Consider the following 18,557-nt stretch of genomic DNA (forward strand, 5'->3'; position numbering starts at 1 on the left):
CTATGTTTAAAAAGCTATTTAAATTTAACAAGAAAAAAGAGGAAGAAAACATAGTTGAAGAAAATAAAAAATCTGAAGAAGTAGTAGAACTTGAAGATGATAATAAAGAAAATATAAGTGAAGTTGTAGAAAATGAAGTAGCACCTGAAGAAGAAAAAATTAGTGAAGCTTCAGAATTTAATGTAGAATCTGTAGAAATTAAGGAAGAAACTATAGAAGTTGAAAAAAATGTTGATGAGATAGAAAATAAAGAAAATAATTCTTTAGAAGAAGAAGAAGAAGAAGAAGAAGAAGAAGAAGAAGAAGAAGAAGAAGAAGAAGAAGAAGAAAGTGGTGGATTGTTTGCTAGATTAAAACAAGGTTTAACAAAGGCAAAACAAGGAATAACTGACAAAATTGATGCTGTTTTAAATTCATATACAACTATAGATGAAGATCTTTTAGAAGAACTTGAAGAAATACTAATTACAGCAGACGTTGGTGTAAACACAACTATGGAAATGATAGATAGATTAAGAGATGCTATAAAATCTAAAGGTATAACAGATCCACTAGCTGTTAGAGATGAATTAAAAACTATAATTTCTGATATGTTAGGTGAGGAAGATTCAAAGTTAGATATGGAAAAAGGGCCAAATATAATCTTAATGGTAGGAGTAAATGGAGTTGGAAAAACTACTACTATAGGTAAATTAGCTAATAGATATACTAAACAAGGTAAAAAAGTAGTATTAGCAGCAGGAGATACATTTAGAGCAGCAGCTATAGAGCAATTAGAAGTATGGGCTAATAGAAGTAATGTTGATATAATAAAACATCAAGAGGGAGCTGACCCTGGAGCTGTAATATTTGATGCTGTCAAAGCAGCTAAAGCTAGAAAAGCAGATATATTAATATGTGATACAGCTGGAAGACTTCATAATAAAACTAACTTAATGAATGAACTAGGAAAAGTATTTAAAATAGTAGACAGAGAATATCCAGAAGCTAAAAAGGAAGTTTTATTAGTTGTGGACGCTACTACTGGACAAAATGCAGTTTCTCAAGCTAAAACATTTAAAGAAGTTGCAGATATTACTGGTATAGTTTTAACTAAGTTAGATGGTACTGCAAAAGGTGGAGTAGTTTTAGCTGTTAAATCAGAAGTTGATGTTCCTGTAAAACTTATAGGTGTTGGAGAACAAGTACAAGACTTACAAGATTTTGATTCAAAAGCATTTATAGATGCATTATTTGGGAACTAATTAGCTTTTTAAAATAACTGTTGACAACTTTATTAGTATGATATAAAATACAATGTGTAAAGGAAATCACCTTTACAGTATAGTAAGTGGGAAGTGTAATAATGAATCTAGAAAAATTAGTAGAGATTGGGTTATTGTTTGAACAATACAAAATGCTTCTAACTGATAAACAAAGAGAAATTGTATCCCTTTATTATAATGAAGATTATTCTCTTGGAGAAATCAGTGAAAATTTAAGTGTATCTAGACAAGGAGTTTATGATACATTAAAGCGTTCAGAAAAAATATTAAAAGATTATGAAGCCAAATTAGGTTTAGTAAAAAAGTCAAAAGAGCGTGAAAAGTTTACACAAGACATATATAATAAAGTTGTTGACATTAAACAAGATTTATTGCAAAATAGAGATTGTGCTAATTTAATCCCTAAGTTAGAAAATTTAGAAGATGTATGTAGGGAGATGTTAAAATGATATTTGAAGGATTAGCAGATAAACTACAGGGAGCTTTAGATAAATTAAAGTCTAAAGGAAAGCTTACTGAAAAAGATGTTAAAGATGCTATGAGAGAAGTTAAATTAGCTTTATTAGAAGCTGATGTTAACTTTAAGGTAGTTAAAGATTTTGTAAAGAAAGTTCAAGAAAGAGCTGTAGGTCAAGAGGTAATGGAAAGCTTGACACCAGCACAACATGTTATAAAAATAGTTAATGAAGAACTTACAAGTTTAATGGGTGATGTTCAAAGTAAAATAATGATATCACCAAAACCACCAACAGTTATAATGATGGTAGGATTACAAGGTGCAGGTAAAACAACTACATCTGGTAAACTTGGAGGATACTTTAAAAAGCAAGGTAAAAAGCCTTTATTAGTGGCTTGTGATATATATAGACCTGCAGCAATAAAGCAATTACAAGTTGTAGGAGAAAAATTAGATATACCAGTATTTAGTATGGGTGATAAAGAAAGCCCGGTAAATATTGCTAAAGCTGGATATAATCATGCATTAAAAAATAATCACGATTTAGTTATAATAGATACAGCTGGTAGACTTCATATAGATGAAACATTAATGGATGAATTAAAAAATATTAAGTCAGAAATTAAACCTCATGAGATACTATTAGTTGTTGACTCTATGACAGGGCAAGATGCAGTAAATGTTGCTGAGAGTTTTAATGATGCACTTGGAGTAGATGGTGTTATTTTAACTAAACTTGATGGTGACACTAGAGGTGGAGCAGCACTTTCAATAAGAGCTGTAACACAAAAACCTATAAAATTCATAGGTATGGGAGAAAAGCTAGATGACTTAGAGCCTTTCCATCCAGATAGAATGGCGTCTAGAATATTAGGTATGGGTGATATACTAAGCTTAATAGAAAAGGCTCAAGAAAATATAGATTTAGAAAAAGCTAAGGAATTAGAAAATAAAATCAAAAAGCAAGAACTTGATTTTGAAGATTTCTTAGAACAAATGGAACAAATTCAAAAGATGGGTCCTCTTAATAAGGTTTTAGAAATGATACCAGGAATGGGACAAGTAAAAGACCAACTTGGGGACATAGATATGAATAATAAAGAAATTGTTAGGACTAAGGCAATAGTACAGTCTATGACAATAGAAGAAAGAAGAAATCCTAGTATATTAAATGCTTCTAGAAAGAAAAGAATAGCAAGAGGTAGTGGTACTAGTGTTCAAGATGTAAACAGACTTATAAAGCAATTTGGTGAAATGAAAAAGATGATGAAGATGTTTACAGGAACTCAAAAAAGCATGAAGAAAAGGGGAGGCTTTGCCGGTTTACCTTTCTTTAAATAATAGAAAACAAAAAGATAAATTTTTTCGGAGGTGTCGATATGGCAGTTAAAATAAGATTAAAAAGAATGGGATCTAACAAAAAACCTTTCTACAGAATAGTAGTAGCAGATTCAAGATCTCCAAGAGATGGAAAGTTCATAGAAGAAATAGGATTCTACAACCCAGTTTCTCAACCAAAGCAAGTTAAAATAAACGATGAGAAAGCTGTTAAATGGTTAGGATGTGGAGCTCAACCAACTGATACAGTTAAAACTTTATTAGTTAACAACGGAGTAATGGAAAAGTTCGAAGCTTCTAAGCAAGCTAAGTAATTTTTATAGGAGCGAATTGATATGAAAGAGCTAGTACTAGATATAGCAAAAGCTCTTGTCGATAATCCAGAGGCAGTTGAAGTAGAGGAAACTTTTAATGGAGATGAAACAATTCTAAAATTAAAAGTTGCTCAAGATGACATGGGTAAGGTTATCGGTAAGCAGGGTAGAATAGCTAAAGCTATAAGAACTGTTATAAAATCTGCTTCAAATAGAGGCCATAAAAAGGTTACTCTTGAAATAATATAAAGGATTAGGTATTAACCTAATCCTTTTTGTATATACTTTGTATATATTACACAAAGATAAAGCATAATTTTTTGAAGAAGGTGAGATTATGGAAAATAAATTAACTCATTTTAAAATAGGACAAATCGTAAAGACACAAGGATTAAAAGGTGAAGTAAGAGTTTACTCTACGACTGATGATATATATAGATTTGATGACTTAAATACTTTTTATATAGGAAAAGACTTTAATACTGAATATAAAGTTGAAAGGGTTAGATATAAAGGTAATCTAGTTATAATGAAAATAAAAGGTATTGATACAGTTGAAATGGCTGAAAAATTAAGAGGTAAAAACGTATACGTATCAAGAGAAGAATCTAGAGATCTTGAAGAAGATGAATTCTTTATAGCTGATATGATAGGAATTAAAGTATATACAGTAAATGATGAATATGTAGGTACACTAGATGATGTATTACAATACTCAGCAAATGATGTATATGTTATAAAAGGTGAAGATGATAAAGAATATCTTATACCAGCAGTCATGAAATTTGTACCTGAAATAGATATAGAAGAAGGAAAAATGATAATAGACCCAATAAAGGGAATGTTAGAATAAATTTAAGGTGATATTATGAGATTTCATATAATGACTTTATTCCCAGAAATATTCAATTCATATATGAGTGAAAGTATAATGAAAAGAGCAGTAGAAAAAGGAATTATAGAAGTAAATATTTACAATATAAGAGACTTTTCAACTAACAAGCACAAAAAGGTAGATGATTATCCTTTTGGTGGAGGAGCAGGTATGGTTATGACTCCTCAACCTATATATGATACATATAAGCATATAGTCGATAAATTCAATATAAAAGAACCAAGGGTTATATACTTAACGCCTAAGGGCAAAGTACACAGTCAAAATATAGCTAGTGAAATGTCAACATTTAAAGATGTTATATTGTTATGTGGGCACTATGAAGGTATAGATCAAAGAATAATAGATTCTATAGTAACAGATGAAATATCTATAGGGGATTATGTATTAACAGGAGGAGAACTTCCTGCACTTATACTTATTGACTCTATATCAAGACTTATACCTGGAGTTTTAAATCAAAATGAATCTTTTGAAGAAGAATCATTTAAAGATAATTTATTAGAATACCCTCATTATACTAGACCTAGAGAATTTATGGGAATAGAAGTTCCAGAAGTTTTACTATCTGGAAATCATAAGAAGATAGATGAATGGAGACATGAGAAATCTATTGAAATAACTAAAGAAAGACGTCCTGATTTATACAAAAAAGCTTGTAAATAAATAGGACATATAGTATAATAAAATCTGTTGAAAAAATAAAACGGGCGTTCCTCTGTTTACAAATGGTCAAGTAATTAAGAGCGTCTATGATACCAGGAGGATTAAAATGAACGAAATATTAAGATCATTAGAGCAAGAACAATTAAAAAATGATGTTCCTAACTTTGGACCTGGGGACACAGTAAAAGTACACGTTAGAATAGTTGAAGGAAAAAGAGAAAGAATACAAGTATTCGAAGGTGTTGTATTAAAGAGACAAGGTGGAGGGGCTAGAGAAACTTTCACTGTAAGAAAAATATCTTTCAACGTTGGAGTAGAAAGAACATTCCCTGTTCATTCTCCAAAGATAGAGAAGATAGAAGTAACTAGAAAAGGTAAAGTAAGAAGAGCTAAGTTAACTTACTTAAGAGGTAGAGTAGGAAAAGCTGCTAAGATAAAAGAAGCTAGATAATTAAACTTTACTATACAGGGGACTGAAATTTCAGTCTCCTTTTTTAAATATAAGAATTTTATTGTGAATATAAACTTTAATTAATTTTAAAATATAAATAAATATAAATTATAAATTTAATATAAAAAATAATTTGTGTTTTTAATATTATAAAAAGGAGAAAAAATATGAAAATACAAAGAATGACAGATGAATATTTAAGGGATGAAAGTTTACACATAAACTGGTATCCGGGGCATATGAAAAAAACTAAAGAATTAGTTAAAAATAACTTAAAATTAGTTGATGTTGTCGTAGAGCTTTTAGATGCTAGAATTCCGTTTAGTAGTAGAAATCCAGATATTGATAGATTTGTTGGTGATAAGCCAAGAGTTGTGGTATTAAACAAGAGTGATATATCTGATCCAAATAAGTTAAATCAATGGGTTGACTATTATAAAAAAAGAGGAATTAAGGCTATACCTGTAGATACTTTAAAAGGTAAAGGTATTAATAAAATAATAGAAGAATGTAAGAATGAAACAAAAGAAAAGATGGAAGCCTTAGTTAAAAAAGGAAGAATAGAAAGACCTATAAGAATTATGATAGTAGGTATACCAAATGTAGGGAAATCTTCTCTTATAAATAAGCTTACAGGAAGAAAAAGTACTCAAACTGGAGATAAGCCAGGAGTAACTAAAGGAAAACAGTGGGTTAAGCTGAAAGGAAACTTAGAGTTATTAGATACACCAGGTATATTATGGCCTAAGTTTGAAGATGAAGAAGTTGCATTAAAATTAGCTTTTTGTAGAGCAATAAAAGATGAAGTTTTAGATGTTGATACATTAGGACTTAGATTAATTGAAAAGTTGATGGAAATAGAACCAGAAAAATTAAAAGAAAGATATAAATTAAATGAATTAGGACAAAAACCTTTAGAAACTATGGAAATGATAGGAGTAAAAAGAGGTCTTATATTAAGAAGAAATGAATTAGATTATACTAGAATAGCTACTACTGTATTAAATGAATTTAGAGATGGAAAGATAGGAAGAATAACTTTAGAAATACCTAAAGATATGATTACTGAATAAAAATATATGCAATATACAAAAGAGATTGAAAAATTAAATTGATTTAGTGATTTTGTATAAAAATTATTTTTGAAATTTAATTTATTTAATCTCTTATTTTTTTAGAAAAAAACACAAAAAATTATAAAATTAAAAATTATGTTTTTAATCAGAATAAGTTTAAAAAAAGTTAAATAATTCGATTTAGATAATAATCTGAAATTTTCAAAACATTGCATATATTTATAATATTATTGACAGTTAGGAATATATATCGTATAATATTTTCAGAATATTTAATTAAAAGAAACTTTAGAGGGGGATTTAATATGAAGGATACGAACAAAGATATAATAGTAGTAGGCTTTGCACTATTTGCTATGTTTTTTGGAGCAGGAAATCTTATATTCCCACCATTTTTAGGACTTATATCAGGTGAGAGTTGGATAACAGGGTTCTCAGGTTTTATATTAGCAGATGTAGGGTTAGCTTTAATTGCTATAGCAGCAGCAGCTAAGTGTGGAGGAGAAGTAAATAAGATATTATGTAGATCAGGAAAAACATTAGCATTAATAATAGGCGTGGCTATAATGGTATGTTTAGGACCTTTACTAGCAATACCTAGAACAGCAGCTACTACATTTGAGATGGGAATACAACCAATAATAGGAAATTCAGTATCTCCAATAATATTCTCTATAATATTCTTTGTTGTAGTATTATTACTTACAATCAGACCATCTAAGGTTGTGGATATAATAGGAAAAATATTAACGCCAGCGCTTCTTGTAGCACTAGCAGTTTTAATAATAAAAGGTATAGTTACTCCGTTAGGAGAAATAAATCCAGAAACTATGGTTCAGAATGTATTTTCAAATGGAGTTTCACAAGGATATCAAACTATGGATGCATTAGGAGCAGTTGCACTTTCAACTATAGTAATTGCATCTCTTCATAATAAAGGATATGAATCAAATTCAGAAAAAGTTAGCTTAACATTAAAAGCTGGTATAGTAGCTGGAATAGCTTTATGTTTTGTATATGGTGGACTTACATTCTTAGGTGCTACAATATCTAAAGGTTATGTGGGTCAAGATATAAGTACTATATCTCAAACATCATTAATAGTTGGAATAACAGAACAATTACTTGGATATCCTGGAAAAGTTATATTAGGTATCATAGTAGCATTAGCATGTTTAACAACTGCTATAGGATTAACTTCAGCAACAGGACAATATTTTACTAAGCTTACTAAGAATAAGTTAAAGTATGAAGTAGTAGTTACAGTAGTTTGTGTATTTAGTGCAATTGTATCAAACTTTGGAGTTGGAACTATAATAAAAGTATCAGCACCTATATTAGATATAGTTTATCCTGTAACTATATTATTAGTAGTTATGACTTTATTCTCAGATAAAATAAAAAATGATAATATATTTAAAGGTGCAGCTTATGTGACTTTAATAGTTAGTATTTTAGGAGTAGTAAACTCATTAGCTAAAACATATGGTTTACCTATAAATATACCATATTTATCTTCACTTCCATTTGCGCCTATAGGATTTAATTGGATAGTACCTGCAATAGTAGGAGGAATTTTAGGAAGTTTTATAAAGCCAAGTGAATGTGTAAGTATAGATGCAAATTGCGAATAAAGTAAGTTAATATAAGGAAATATAAAGTCGTTGATATAAATATCAGCGACTTTTTTTATTTATATTGAATGATTAATTAAACTTTAAAAATTTATTGTGTTTAACATCATACTCAAAAAGTGTATCTATATAAATAGTGTAAAAAGGGTATAACTTGGAGGTTTAATATGAAAAAAATTATAAAACGAGATGGAAGTATTGAAAAATTTAGTAAAACTAAAATAGCAGATGCCATTTACAAATCTACTATAAATAGTGAAAAAGGGATAGATGAAAAATTAGGAATAGATATATCTAATAAAGTAGAAGAAATTTTTAAAAATAGACGTAAATCATTTACTGTAGAAGAAATACAAGACTTAGTAGAAGTATTGCTTATGGAATCAAATAGAAAAGATGTAGCTAAACATTATATTCTTTATAGGGAAAAAAGAGCTAATATAAGAAAGAAACCTTGGGATATGGATGAACTTCAAAAATCTATATGGAAAAATAAATATAGATATAACGATGAAAAGTTTGATGATTGGATAAATAGAATATCTGCTAAAAATACTAGAATTGCAAAATTGATAAGACAGAAGAAATTTTTATTTGCAGGTAGGATTTTAGCAAATAGGGGTTTATATAAAGATAATTTAAAAGTTACATATTCAAATTGCTATGTACTAGAGCCACCAAAAGATAACTTAGAAGATATATTTGATACAGCAAAAAAACTTGCTAGAACTTTTAGTTATGGAGGTGGAGTAGGAATTGATATTTCAAAGTTAAGACCTAAAGGAGCTAAAGTTAATAATTCTGCTAAACATACAACTGGGTCAGTTTCTTTTATGGAGTTGTATAGTATGACTACAGGATTAATAGGCCAAAGGGGTAGAAGAGGTGCACTTATGATATCTATGGAAGTTAAGCATCCTGACATAGAAGATTTTATAGATATAAAAACTGATTTAAATAAAATAACTAAAGCAAATATATCTGTAAGAATAAATGATGAATTTATGAAAGCTGTTGAAAATAATGAAAAATACAAATGTGAATTTGCAGTTGATACAAATAAGGAACGTATAATAAAAGAAGTAGATGCAAGAAAGTTATTTATGAAGTTATGTAAAAATAATTGGGACTACGCAGAGCCTGGCATATTATTTTGGGACAATATAAAAAAATATCATCTTATGAGTGAAGATAATACTTTTTCTTTTGCTGGAGTTAATCCATGTGCAGAAGAACCACTTCCAAGTGGAGGGAGTTGTTTACTTGGCTCTATAAACTTATCAGAGTTTGTTATACAACCTTTTTATGAAGGTGCTACTTTTGATATTAATAAGTTTAAAGCATGTGTTAGAGAAGCTGTTATAGCTTTAAATGAAGTGTTAGATGAAGGTTTAAACTTACATCCTTTAGATGAGCAAAAAATAAGTGTTTCTAAATACAGACAAATAGGATTAGGGGTTATGGGTATAGGAGATATGCTTATTAAGATGAATATAAGATATGGATCAGAAAAATCTATAAACTTATGTAGTTTAATTGCAAAAACAATGTTAAATGAAGCAGTTAAACAATCGGCACTTCTTGCAAAAGAACATGGTCCATTTAAAGAATATAAAGAAGAATGTATATTTAAATCAGAATTTTTTAGAAGAAATATAGATGAAGATATAAAAGAATTAGTTAAGTTATATGGACTTAGAAATTCTCAATTACTTACAATACCACCTACGGGCTCTATATCTACAATGTTGGGAATAAGTGGAGGTATTGAGCCTATATTTAATTTATCTTATATAAGAAAAACTGAAAGTTTACATGATGAAGATGTATATTACAAAATTTATACTCCAATAGTAAAAGAATATATGGATTTAAAAAATGTAACAGATGAAAAAGATTTACCAGATATATTTGTAACAGCAATGAATTTGAATTTTAATGATAGAATAAAAATGCAACAAGCTTGGCAGCAATATATAGATGCATCAATTTCTTCTACAATTAATTTACAACATGAAGCTACTGTTGAAGATGTATATGAGATTTATATGAGTGCATGGAAAGCTAAACTTAAAGGTATAACAATATTTAGAGATGGTTGTAAAAGAAGTGGTGTACTTATAAATGAAAAACCTAAAAAAGAGAAAGAGGATACTCCTAAAAATGAGTTGTCAATAACAAAAGAAGAAAATGAAAAATTTATATGTCCAGAATGTGGAAATGAACAAATGGCAAATACAGGAGGATGCAGTATTTGCTTAAAATGTGGATATAGTGGATGTAATTAGATTGATTTTAATTAAAGTGCTTAAATTTATGTTAAGCACTTTAATTTTTTGATAAAATATAAGGATAACATAAAATTAAAGGAGATATTAAAATGAAAGATAAAAGTGTTAAGGAAATAAATGCAATTATAGAATCTATTAAACCAGATGAATATTTAAAATACATAGATATTTTAAAAAATGATGAAAGAAAATCAGTTAAAAATATAGCTATTAAGTTAGCTAAAAAACTTGATAAAATCAGAGCTGAAAATGAAAGATTAGAAATGATAAACGCCTTTGAAAATGAAGGTTATCAAAAAGGGTATACATATATAGGAGGTATAGATGAAGCTGGAAGAGGACCCTTAGCTGGACCTGTAGTTGCGGCTGTAGTAGTTTTTAAACCCGGAACTAAAATTGAAGGCATAAATGATTCTAAAAAGTTAAGTGAAGCTAAAAGAGATGAGCTATTTGACATAATAAAAGAACAAGCCCTAGATTATGGTATAGGAATTGTTCAAAAGGATGAAATAGATGAATATAATATATTAAATGCAACTTATATGGCTATGAAAAAAGCTATTAATTGCTTAAAGAAAACACCAGATTATTTATTAGTTGATGCAGCACATGTGCCTGATGTTAATATAGATCAAAAATCTATAATAAAAGGAGACTCAAAGTCTATATCTATAGCAGCAGCTAGTATATTAGCAAAAGTTACGAGAGATAGTTTAATGTATGAATATGATAAAATGTATCCTGAGTATGGATTTGCTTCTCATAAAGGATATGGAACAGATCAACATTACAAAGCTATTAGAGAACATGGGATAACTCCTATACATAGAAAGAGTTTTTTAAAGAACATATTATAAAAATAAATTGAAGTGGTATAATTAGGTTGTTAATTAAATTGAAGGGAGAGATTTAGATGCAATACAATGATATGTTAAAACATGCAAGGGAAAATTTAAATGGAAGTTGTAGAGTATGTAAAATTTGTAATGGAGTAGTTTGTGCAGGTGAAGTTCCTGGAATGGGTGGTAAAGGAAGTGGAAGTGCATTTATAGAAAACTATAAAAGTTTAGATGCAGTTAAACTAAATATGAGAGTAATACATAATGTAAAAAATCCTGATACAACTTTAGAGATGTTTGGAAAGAAAATGAAAGCTCCTATATTTGCAGCTCCTATAACTGGAACTACTTTAAATATGGGTGGAAAATTGACTGAAAGAGAGTATATAAAAAGTGTTGTAGATGGATGTGTAAAAAATGAAATATATCCTATGGTAGGAGATACTGCAGTAGATGAATTTTTAATAGAAAATTTAAGAGTTTTAAAAGAATTCGATGGTAATGGGATTGTATTTATAAAACCATGGGAAAACGCAGATATAAAAAGAAAAATAAAATTAGCTGAAGAAGCTGGAGCATTTGCTGTAGGTGTAGATATAGATGCTTGTGGATTGGTAACATTATCTATGCATGGAAAGACAGTTGAACCTAAATCAATTGATGATATAAAGGATTTAAAGGCATCTACAAACTTGCCTTTCATATTAAAAGGTATAATGACTAAAGAAGATGCTTTAATGGCAGTAGAAGCTGGAGTAGATGCTATAGTAGTATCAAATCATGGAGGGAGAGTATTAGATCACACTCCAGGAGTTTGTGATGTATTAGAAGATATAGCAAGTGCTGTTAAAGGAAAAGTTATAATACTTTCAGATGGTGGCGTTAGAACAGGAGTAGATGTGGTTAAAATGCTAGGCCTTGGAGCGGATGGGGTTTTAATAGGGAGACCATTTGTAACAGCTTCATTTGGAGGATTTAGTGAAGGTGTAGATATGTATGTTAAAAAGCTTATAAACGAATTAGAATCTACTATGATTTTAACAGGATGTCAAAGTGTAAAAGATATAGATAAGAAAGTTATATTTAAAAGACCATAAAAAGATATTATAAAGTAAGAAATAACAAAGGATAATGTGAAAATTCACATTATCCTTTGTTATTTCTTATTTAATTTTGCTAGATTTAAAAAAATTACATTTAAAAACTTGTATACAAATAAAAACTAATGCCAATACTTAAGAAAAAATTATAATGAGGAAAGTTTTATGAATAATATACAAAAAGGAGATTTAGGTGAAAGTTTAGCAACTAGATACTTACAATCTAAAGGTGCTTACATAATAGAAAATAAATTTAAAATAAAATCTGGAGAAATAGATATAATAGCAAAACTAAATGATGAAATATTATTTGTAGAAGTGAAGTCTAGAAGTAATATAAAGTATGGATATCCATCAGAATCTGTAAATTATAAAAAGAAAACAAAGATAATAAATGTAGCAAAATACTATATATTAAAACATAAATTAGAAGAAATGCCAGTAAGATTTGATGTTATAGAAGTTTATTTAAAAGATAATAAAATAAACCATATCGAAAATGCTTTTTAGAAATAATTAAAAAAAGAGGTAAATAAATGTTAAGTATCATAAAGTCTAGTACATTATTAGGTATTGAAGGAATAATAGTAAAAGTAGAGGTTGATATAACAAATGGGATACCCAGTTTTAATATAGTTGGGTTAGCAGGTACATCAATAAAGGAATCCAGAGAAAGAGTTAAATCTGCTATATTAAATAGTGGATATAAGTTTCCAAACTCACGAATAGTAGTAAATTTATCGCCAGCTGATATGAAAAAAGAAGGTGCATATTTTGATTTACCTATATCCATAGGAATACTGAGAAGTCTTATAAAAGAAGATGATAAATATATGGATGAAAGTGTATTTATAGGTGAACTATCACTAGATGGTAAACTAAGAAAAGTAAAAGGCGTTTTATCTTTAGTTATAAATGCCAAAAATAAGGGTATAAAAAGAATATTTTTGCCTAAAGAAAATGAAAGAGAAGCTTTATTTATAAAAGGTATAGATATAATACCTATAAATAACCTAAGTGAATGTATAAGCTTTATAAATAAGGAAATAGACATACTTTCAAGTAAAAGAGAAATTATTCACAATAAAGAAGAATATGATGAGGATTTTTCAGATATAAAAGGCAATTACTTTGTAAAAAGAGGTGCAGAGATAGCAGCAGCAGGAAATCACAATTTTTTAATGATAGGTCCTCCAGGTTCAGGAAAAACCATGATAGCAAAGAGAATAAGAACTATATTGCCTGAAATTAATGAAGAAGAAATTTTAGAAGTGAGCAAAATATATAGCGCTGCAGGACTTATAAAAGACAATGAAGGAATAGTAAAATCCCGACCTTTTAGATCTCCACATCATACTGCAACTAAGCAATCTATAATTGGTGGTGGAATTGATGCAAAACCTGGAGAAGTTGTACTTGCACATAAAGGTATATTGTTTTTAGATGAGATAGCAGAATTTGATAAAAAGATATTAGAAACATTAAGACAACCTATAGAAGATAAGTATATAAATGTATCTAGAGTAAAGATGAACTTAAGATATCCATGTAATACTATGTTTATAGGAGCGATGAATCCATGTCCTTGTGGGTTTTATATGTCAGATAAAGAATGTAAGTGTAGATCTTATGAGGTCAATAGATATTTAAATAAAATGTCAGGACCTTTATTAGATCGGTTTGATATGTTTATAGAAGTAAATTCAATACCTTATGATGAGTTTAATAGTAATAAAATTGAAGAAAAATCAATAGATATAAAAAAGAGAGTAGATAAAGCGAGAAATATACAAAAGCATAGATTTAAATATGAAAATATAGAATTTAATAATGAAATAAAATCTTCTAAAATTGATTTATATTGTGTATTGACTAATGAGGCAAGTGATATTTTAAAAACTATATTTAATAAATATAATTTAGGAAATAGAAGTTACATAAAATTAATTAAAATGGCTAGAACTATAGCTGATCTAGACGAAAAGGAATTTATAGAACAAAGTCATATACTAGAAGCTTTTTCTTTTAGAAAAGCTTACTACAACTATTTCATGGCAGAATAAAATAGTTTTAATTTAGAGGTGAATAATGGATAAAAAAGACATATATTTATGGTTGTTATCTATAGGTGGAATAGGAAATAAAACTATAGAAAAGATAGAAGAAAGTGTATCAAATATTGAAGAACTTATAGATTTTTCAGATAAAGATATATTAAAATTAGAAAATATAAATTTAAATATTAAGCAGAATATAGTAAAATATAAAAGTCGTACTTATATAGATTCTATAAAAGAGAAATTACAAAAGTACAATGTAAACTATATGAGTAAAAATGAAAGTATATATCCTTCTAAATTAAAGCATATTTATAATTGTCCAAGTATACTTTTTTACAAAGGAGATGTAAGTCAATTAAATAATTTATCCTTAGCTATGGTCGGATCAAGAAAACCTACACCATATGGAATATGGTGTGCTCAAAATATGAGTGAAAAACTATCTAATTATGGTATAAATATAATTAGTGGTATGGCTATAGGAATAGATGAACATTCACATAAAGGGTGTATAAAAGGAAAATCAAAAACTATAGCAGTATTAGGTTCGGGAGTTGAAAATCCTCTTCCTAAAAGCAATATAAATTTATCTGAAAAAATCCTAGAAGATGGAGGACTTTTAATATCAGAATATAATGTAGAACATCCTGTATCTGTAGGAAATTATCCTGCTAGAAATAGAATAATAAGTGGGATAAGTGAAGGAGTTATAGTAGTTGAGGCTGCTAAAAAGAGTGGAGCATTAATAACTGTTGACTTTGCACTTGAGCAAGGTAAAAACGTTTTTGCTATACCAGGTAATATTAATTCAGATATGAGCAAGGGTTGCCATAAAATAATAAAAGAAGGAGCAAAACTTGTTGATGATATAGAAGATATAATAAATGAATATAATTTAAATAATTTTAATAAAATACCCAATAACAGTGATAATAAGCCATTAAAGGGTGTTCAAAAAAGCATTTTTGATATTATAAAAATGAAAGGAAGCTTGCATATAGATAGAATTTGTGATTATACTAATATGAATATACAAGATATAAATTGCATTTTAAATATTCTTGAAATAGAAGGAATGGTTGTAGAAATGCGAAATAAGATATATAGTGTAAAATAGAATTAAAAAATTGTGGGGGTGTGGTTATATGGCAAAAAGCTTAGTCATCGTTGAGTCGCCTGCAAAAGCTAAAACCATAGAAAAATTTTTAGGAAAGAGTCATTATACAGTAAAAGCATCAGTAGGTCATGTAAGGGATTTACCTAAAAGCAAATTAGGAGTAGATATAGATAATAATTTCGAACCTCAATATATAAACATAAGAGGTAAAGGGGATGTAATAAAGGAATTAAAAAAAGAGGCAAAAAAATCAAAGAAAGTCTTTTTAGCAACCGACCCCGATAGAGAAGGTGAAGCTATATCTTGGCATCTAGCTCATATATTAGATCTAGATGATACAGAAAATTGTAGAATAGAATTTCATGAAATAACTAAAGATGCTATAAAAAAAGCGATAAAAGATCCTAGAAATATTGACTTAGATTTAGTAGATGCACAACAGGCAAGACGTGTTTTAGATAGATTATTAGGATACCAAATAAGTCCTATACTTTGGCAAAAGGTAAGAAAAGGTCTTAGTGCAGGTAGAGTACAATCTGTTACTACAAAACTAATATGCGATAGAGAAAAAGAAATAGAAGAGTTTATACCTAAGGAATATTGGACTATAGAATTAGAAGCTAAAACAAAAGAAGGAGAAAGTTTAAGCTTAAAATTCTATGGTGAAGATGATAAAAAAGTAGAACTTGAAAATAAGGAACAAGTAAACAATATATTAGAGAGAATAAAAGATAAAGATTTAATTGTAAAAAATATTGAATCTAAATCAAGAAGAAAATCAGCTCCAAAACCATTTACAACAAGTATGCTTCAACAAGAAGCGGCAAATAAACTTGGGTTTACAACTAAAAAAACTATGATGATTGCACAAGAGTTATATGAAGGTATAGATATCGAAGGTGAAGGAACTGTTGGTTTAATTTCATATATAAGAACAGATTCAAAAAGAATTTCAGAAGAAGCTAAGGAAAAAGCAAAAGAATTTATAATTGAAGAATTTAGTGATAAATACTATAAATTTGAAGATAAGAAAAAAGTAAAAGCTGAATCTAAAAAAGTTCAAGATGCACATGAGGCTATAAGACCAACATCTGTAGATAGAACTCCAAACAAAATAAGATCATCTTTAAGTAGAGATCAATATAAACTATATGATTTAATTTGGAGAAGGTTTGTAGCAAGTCAAATGGAAGATTCAGTATTTGACACTTTAAATTTAACTTGTAAAGTTGATAATATTGTATTTAAAGCAACAGGGTCAAAATTAAAATTTGATGGATATACTAAGGTATATAATTTTACAGATAGAGAAGATAAATTACTTCCTTTAGTATGTGAAGAAGATAAATTAATTACTGAAAATGTAGTACCTAATCAACACTTCACTCAACCGCCAGCAAGATATACAGAAGCTAGTTTAGTAAAAACTCTAGAAGAATTGGGAATAGGAAGACCATCTACATATGCTCCGACTATAGCTACTATACTTAATAGAGAATATGTTGAAAAAAATGGAGCAAGCTTGTGTCCAACTGAATTAGGAAAAATAGTTACTAATATATTAGAAGAAAATTTCCAAAAGTTTGTTGATGTAGACTTTACTGCAGATATGGAAAACATGCTAGATGATGTTGAAGAAGGAAATATATATTGGAAAGAAGTTGTAGCCGATGTATATGCACCTTTAAAAGAAGCAATAGAAGTAGCAATTAAAAATATTGAAAAAATAAATATGGATGAAGAAACTGATGAAATCTGTGAAACTTGTGGATCCAATATGGTTATAAAATATGGTAGATTTGGTAAATTTATAGCTTGTAAAAACTACCCTGAGTGCAAAACAACTAAACCACTTGTTAATAAAGTTGGAGTAAAGTGTCCAAAATGCAATAAAGGAGATATAATACTTAGAAAATCTAAAAAAGGTAAGGCTTTTTATGGATGTTCTAATTATCCTGAATGTGATTTTATATCATGGAACAAACCAACTGGGGAGCTATGCAGTGAATGTAATTCATATTTAATAGAGAAAGTAACTAAATCAGAGACAAAAGTAATTTGTTCTAATAAAGAATGCAAAAAAGTTAAAAATTTAGAAAATAATGATAAAAGCAGTGAAAATAGCAAATAATGTGCTGAAAAGCAATTAATGGTATTGAAAAAGATTTTAAATTATGATAAGATGACAATTGCTAAAGCAAGAACGTTATGCAATATAAATGTATTAAGGGTTATAAAAGTAGCCAAACTTCATGAGGAGATGATTAATAGATGGCGAGTCAAATGCTAGAGAAAACAAGAAAAATAAATAAAACATTACAAACTAGTGGTGGTAGTAGTGTATCTTTTAGTTTATTAGCTGAAGCATTAGGTGAAGTTTTAAACTCTAATGCGTATGTAGTAAGTACTAAAGGGAAAATATTAGGAGTATATCTTAATGTTGAAAAAGACAGCTCAGTTATAGAAGATCAAGAAACACATAAGAAAATGTTTCCAGAACCATATACAAAGAGCTTATTAAAAGTAGCTGAAACAAAAGAAAACTTAACTGGGGATGAAATGATTGAACTATTCCCTTATGAATCAGAAAGAAAGGATAAATACCTAACTATAGTTCCTATATTATCTAGTGGACAAAGATTAGGGACATTAATACTTTCTAGATATGATGAAAAGTTTACAGATGATGACTTAGTAATAGGGGAATACAGTGCTACAGTTATAGGTCTTGAAATATTAAGATCTATGGGAGAACAATTAGAAGAAGAAATGAGAAAAACAGCTGTAGTTAAAATGGCCATAGGGACATTATCTTACTCTGAATTAGAAGCTGTAGAACATATATTTGAAGAACTAAATGGAAAAGAAGGCTTACTTGTTGCTAGTAAAATAGCTGACAGAGTAGGTATAACAAGATCTGTAATAGTAAATGCATTAAGAAAATTCGAAAGTGCTGGAGTTATAGAATCAAGATCATTAGGTATGAAAGGTACGCATATAAAAGTACTTAATGATAAATTAATAGAAGAATTAGATAAAGTAAAATCTAATTAA

The 18,557-nt window shown here is 28.5% G+C and carries 18 protein-coding genes; all 18 read left to right on the top strand.

Annotated features, from left to right (window positions below; genetic code table 11):
* Positions 1–2: 2 nt before the first annotated feature.
* The 18 genes from ftsY to codY all read left to right on the top strand — a co-directional run bounded on the left by ftsY (position 3) and on the right by codY (position 18,557).
* Positions 3–1,244 (top strand): signal recognition particle-docking protein FtsY, encoded by a 1,242-nt coding sequence (gene ftsY, locus ABFX13_RS00915; RefSeq protein WP_346041179.1) that lies wholly within the window; start codon positions 3–5, stop codon positions 1,242–1,244.
* Positions 1,245–1,345: 101 nt separating this feature from the next.
* The gene (ylxM, locus tag ABFX13_RS00920) at positions 1,346–1,714 is read left to right on the top strand and encodes a YlxM family DNA-binding protein (protein WP_147543267.1); all 369 of its coding nucleotides are present in this window, start codon (positions 1,346–1,348) and stop codon (positions 1,712–1,714) included.
* Entirely contained in the window at positions 1,711–3,063 is a 1,353-nt protein-coding gene (gene ffh, locus ABFX13_RS00925; protein WP_346041182.1) for a signal recognition particle protein, read from the top strand. The genes ylxM and ffh overlap by 4 nt, the downstream gene beginning before the upstream one ends.
* Before the next feature lie 38 nt (positions 3,064–3,101).
* On the top strand, positions 3,102–3,374 hold the full coding sequence (gene rpsP, locus ABFX13_RS00930) for a 30S ribosomal protein S16 (RefSeq protein ID WP_147543269.1): 273 nt from the start codon (positions 3,102–3,104) through the stop codon (positions 3,372–3,374).
* 21 nt (positions 3,375–3,395) lie between these two features.
* The gene (locus ABFX13_RS00935) at positions 3,396–3,623 is read left to right on the top strand and encodes a KH domain-containing protein (RefSeq protein ID WP_346041184.1); all 228 of its coding nucleotides are present in this window, start codon (positions 3,396–3,398) and stop codon (positions 3,621–3,623) included.
* Positions 3,624–3,711: 88 nt separating this feature from the next.
* A complete protein-coding gene (gene rimM, locus ABFX13_RS00940; RefSeq protein ID WP_346041186.1) occupies positions 3,712–4,227 on the top strand; it encodes a ribosome maturation factor RimM in 516 nt (171 codons plus the stop codon).
* A gap of 15 nt (positions 4,228–4,242) precedes the next feature.
* On the top strand, positions 4,243–4,935 hold the full coding sequence (gene trmD / locus ABFX13_RS00945) for a tRNA (guanosine(37)-N1)-methyltransferase TrmD (protein ID WP_346041188.1): 693 nt from the start codon (positions 4,243–4,245) through the stop codon (positions 4,933–4,935).
* Between the two features lie 106 nt (positions 4,936–5,041).
* Positions 5,042–5,386, top strand: a complete 345-nt coding sequence (gene rplS / locus ABFX13_RS00950) for a 50S ribosomal protein L19 (RefSeq protein ID WP_147543272.1) — start codon at positions 5,042–5,044, stop codon at positions 5,384–5,386.
* Between the two features lie 167 nt (positions 5,387–5,553).
* A complete protein-coding gene (ylqF, locus tag ABFX13_RS00955; RefSeq protein WP_346041190.1) occupies positions 5,554–6,459 on the top strand; it encodes a ribosome biogenesis GTPase YlqF in 906 nt (301 codons plus the stop codon).
* A gap of 308 nt (positions 6,460–6,767) precedes the next feature.
* The gene (gene brnQ / locus ABFX13_RS00960; RefSeq protein ID WP_346041192.1) at positions 6,768–8,096 is read left to right on the top strand and encodes a branched-chain amino acid transport system II carrier protein; all 1,329 of its coding nucleotides are present in this window, start codon (positions 6,768–6,770) and stop codon (positions 8,094–8,096) included.
* 167 nt (positions 8,097–8,263) lie between these two features.
* Positions 8,264–10,384: an adenosylcobalamin-dependent ribonucleoside-diphosphate reductase gene (locus ABFX13_RS00965; RefSeq protein ID WP_346041194.1), complete on the top strand. Its 2,121-nt coding sequence runs from the start codon at positions 8,264–8,266 to the stop codon at positions 10,382–10,384.
* Between the two features lie 92 nt (positions 10,385–10,476).
* Positions 10,477–11,244, top strand: coding sequence for a ribonuclease HII (locus tag ABFX13_RS00970; protein WP_346041196.1), 768 nt, complete (start codon positions 10,477–10,479; stop codon positions 11,242–11,244).
* 56 nt (positions 11,245–11,300) lie between these two features.
* Positions 11,301–12,323 (top strand): alpha-hydroxy-acid oxidizing protein, encoded by a 1,023-nt coding sequence (locus tag ABFX13_RS00975; RefSeq protein ID WP_346041198.1) that lies wholly within the window; start codon positions 11,301–11,303, stop codon positions 12,321–12,323.
* 168 nt (positions 12,324–12,491) lie between these two features.
* Positions 12,492–12,836, top strand: a complete 345-nt coding sequence (locus tag ABFX13_RS00980) for a YraN family protein (RefSeq protein WP_346041200.1) — start codon at positions 12,492–12,494, stop codon at positions 12,834–12,836.
* A gap of 26 nt (positions 12,837–12,862) precedes the next feature.
* Positions 12,863–14,389 (top strand): YifB family Mg chelatase-like AAA ATPase, encoded by a 1,527-nt coding sequence (locus ABFX13_RS00985; protein WP_346041202.1) that lies wholly within the window; start codon positions 12,863–12,865, stop codon positions 14,387–14,389.
* Between the two features lie 25 nt (positions 14,390–14,414).
* Positions 14,415–15,503, top strand: coding sequence for a DNA-processing protein DprA (gene dprA / locus ABFX13_RS00990; RefSeq protein WP_346041204.1), 1,089 nt, complete (start codon positions 14,415–14,417; stop codon positions 15,501–15,503).
* A gap of 28 nt (positions 15,504–15,531) precedes the next feature.
* On the top strand, positions 15,532–17,634 hold the full coding sequence (topA, locus tag ABFX13_RS00995) for a type I DNA topoisomerase (protein ID WP_346041206.1): 2,103 nt from the start codon (positions 15,532–15,534) through the stop codon (positions 17,632–17,634).
* 140 nt (positions 17,635–17,774) lie between these two features.
* On the top strand, positions 17,775–18,557 hold the full coding sequence (gene codY, locus ABFX13_RS01000; protein WP_346041208.1) for a GTP-sensing pleiotropic transcriptional regulator CodY: 783 nt from the start codon (positions 17,775–17,777) through the stop codon (positions 18,555–18,557).

Source organism: Paraclostridium tenue, assembly GCF_039521565.1.
GTDB classification, from domain to species: domain Bacteria; phylum Bacillota; class Clostridia; order Peptostreptococcales; family Peptostreptococcaceae; genus Paraclostridium; species Paraclostridium tenue.

Excerpts from the sequence above, each read along its gene's own strand:
- ftsY (WP_346041179.1), top strand. The coding sequence starts at position 3 with ATGTTTAAAAAGCTATTTAAATTTAACAAGAAAAAAGAGGAAGAAAAC.
- ylxM (WP_147543267.1), top strand. The coding sequence starts at position 1,346 with ATGAATCTAGAAAAATTAGTAGAGATTGGGTTATTGTTTGAACAATAC.
- ffh (WP_346041182.1), top strand. The coding sequence starts at position 1,711 with ATGATATTTGAAGGATTAGCAGATAAACTACAGGGAGCTTTAGATAAA.
- rpsP (WP_147543269.1), top strand. The coding sequence starts at position 3,102 with ATGGCAGTTAAAATAAGATTAAAAAGAATGGGATCTAACAAAAAACCT.
- ABFX13_RS00935 (WP_346041184.1), top strand. The coding sequence starts at position 3,396 with ATGAAAGAGCTAGTACTAGATATAGCAAAAGCTCTTGTCGATAATCCA.
- rimM (WP_346041186.1), top strand. The coding sequence starts at position 3,712 with ATGGAAAATAAATTAACTCATTTTAAAATAGGACAAATCGTAAAGACA.
- trmD (WP_346041188.1), top strand. The coding sequence starts at position 4,243 with ATGAGATTTCATATAATGACTTTATTCCCAGAAATATTCAATTCATAT.
- rplS (WP_147543272.1), top strand. The coding sequence starts at position 5,042 with ATGAACGAAATATTAAGATCATTAGAGCAAGAACAATTAAAAAATGAT.
- ylqF (WP_346041190.1), top strand. The coding sequence starts at position 5,554 with ATGAAAATACAAAGAATGACAGATGAATATTTAAGGGATGAAAGTTTA.
- brnQ (WP_346041192.1), top strand. The coding sequence starts at position 6,768 with ATGAAGGATACGAACAAAGATATAATAGTAGTAGGCTTTGCACTATTT.
- ABFX13_RS00965 (WP_346041194.1), top strand. The coding sequence starts at position 8,264 with ATGAAAAAAATTATAAAACGAGATGGAAGTATTGAAAAATTTAGTAAA.
- ABFX13_RS00970 (WP_346041196.1), top strand. The coding sequence starts at position 10,477 with ATGAAAGATAAAAGTGTTAAGGAAATAAATGCAATTATAGAATCTATT.
- ABFX13_RS00975 (WP_346041198.1), top strand. The coding sequence starts at position 11,301 with ATGCAATACAATGATATGTTAAAACATGCAAGGGAAAATTTAAATGGA.
- ABFX13_RS00980 (WP_346041200.1), top strand. The coding sequence starts at position 12,492 with ATGAATAATATACAAAAAGGAGATTTAGGTGAAAGTTTAGCAACTAGA.
- ABFX13_RS00985 (WP_346041202.1), top strand. The coding sequence starts at position 12,863 with ATGTTAAGTATCATAAAGTCTAGTACATTATTAGGTATTGAAGGAATA.
- dprA (WP_346041204.1), top strand. The coding sequence starts at position 14,415 with ATGGATAAAAAAGACATATATTTATGGTTGTTATCTATAGGTGGAATA.
- topA (WP_346041206.1), top strand. The coding sequence starts at position 15,532 with ATGGCAAAAAGCTTAGTCATCGTTGAGTCGCCTGCAAAAGCTAAAACC.
- codY (WP_346041208.1), top strand. The coding sequence starts at position 17,775 with ATGGCGAGTCAAATGCTAGAGAAAACAAGAAAAATAAATAAAACATTA.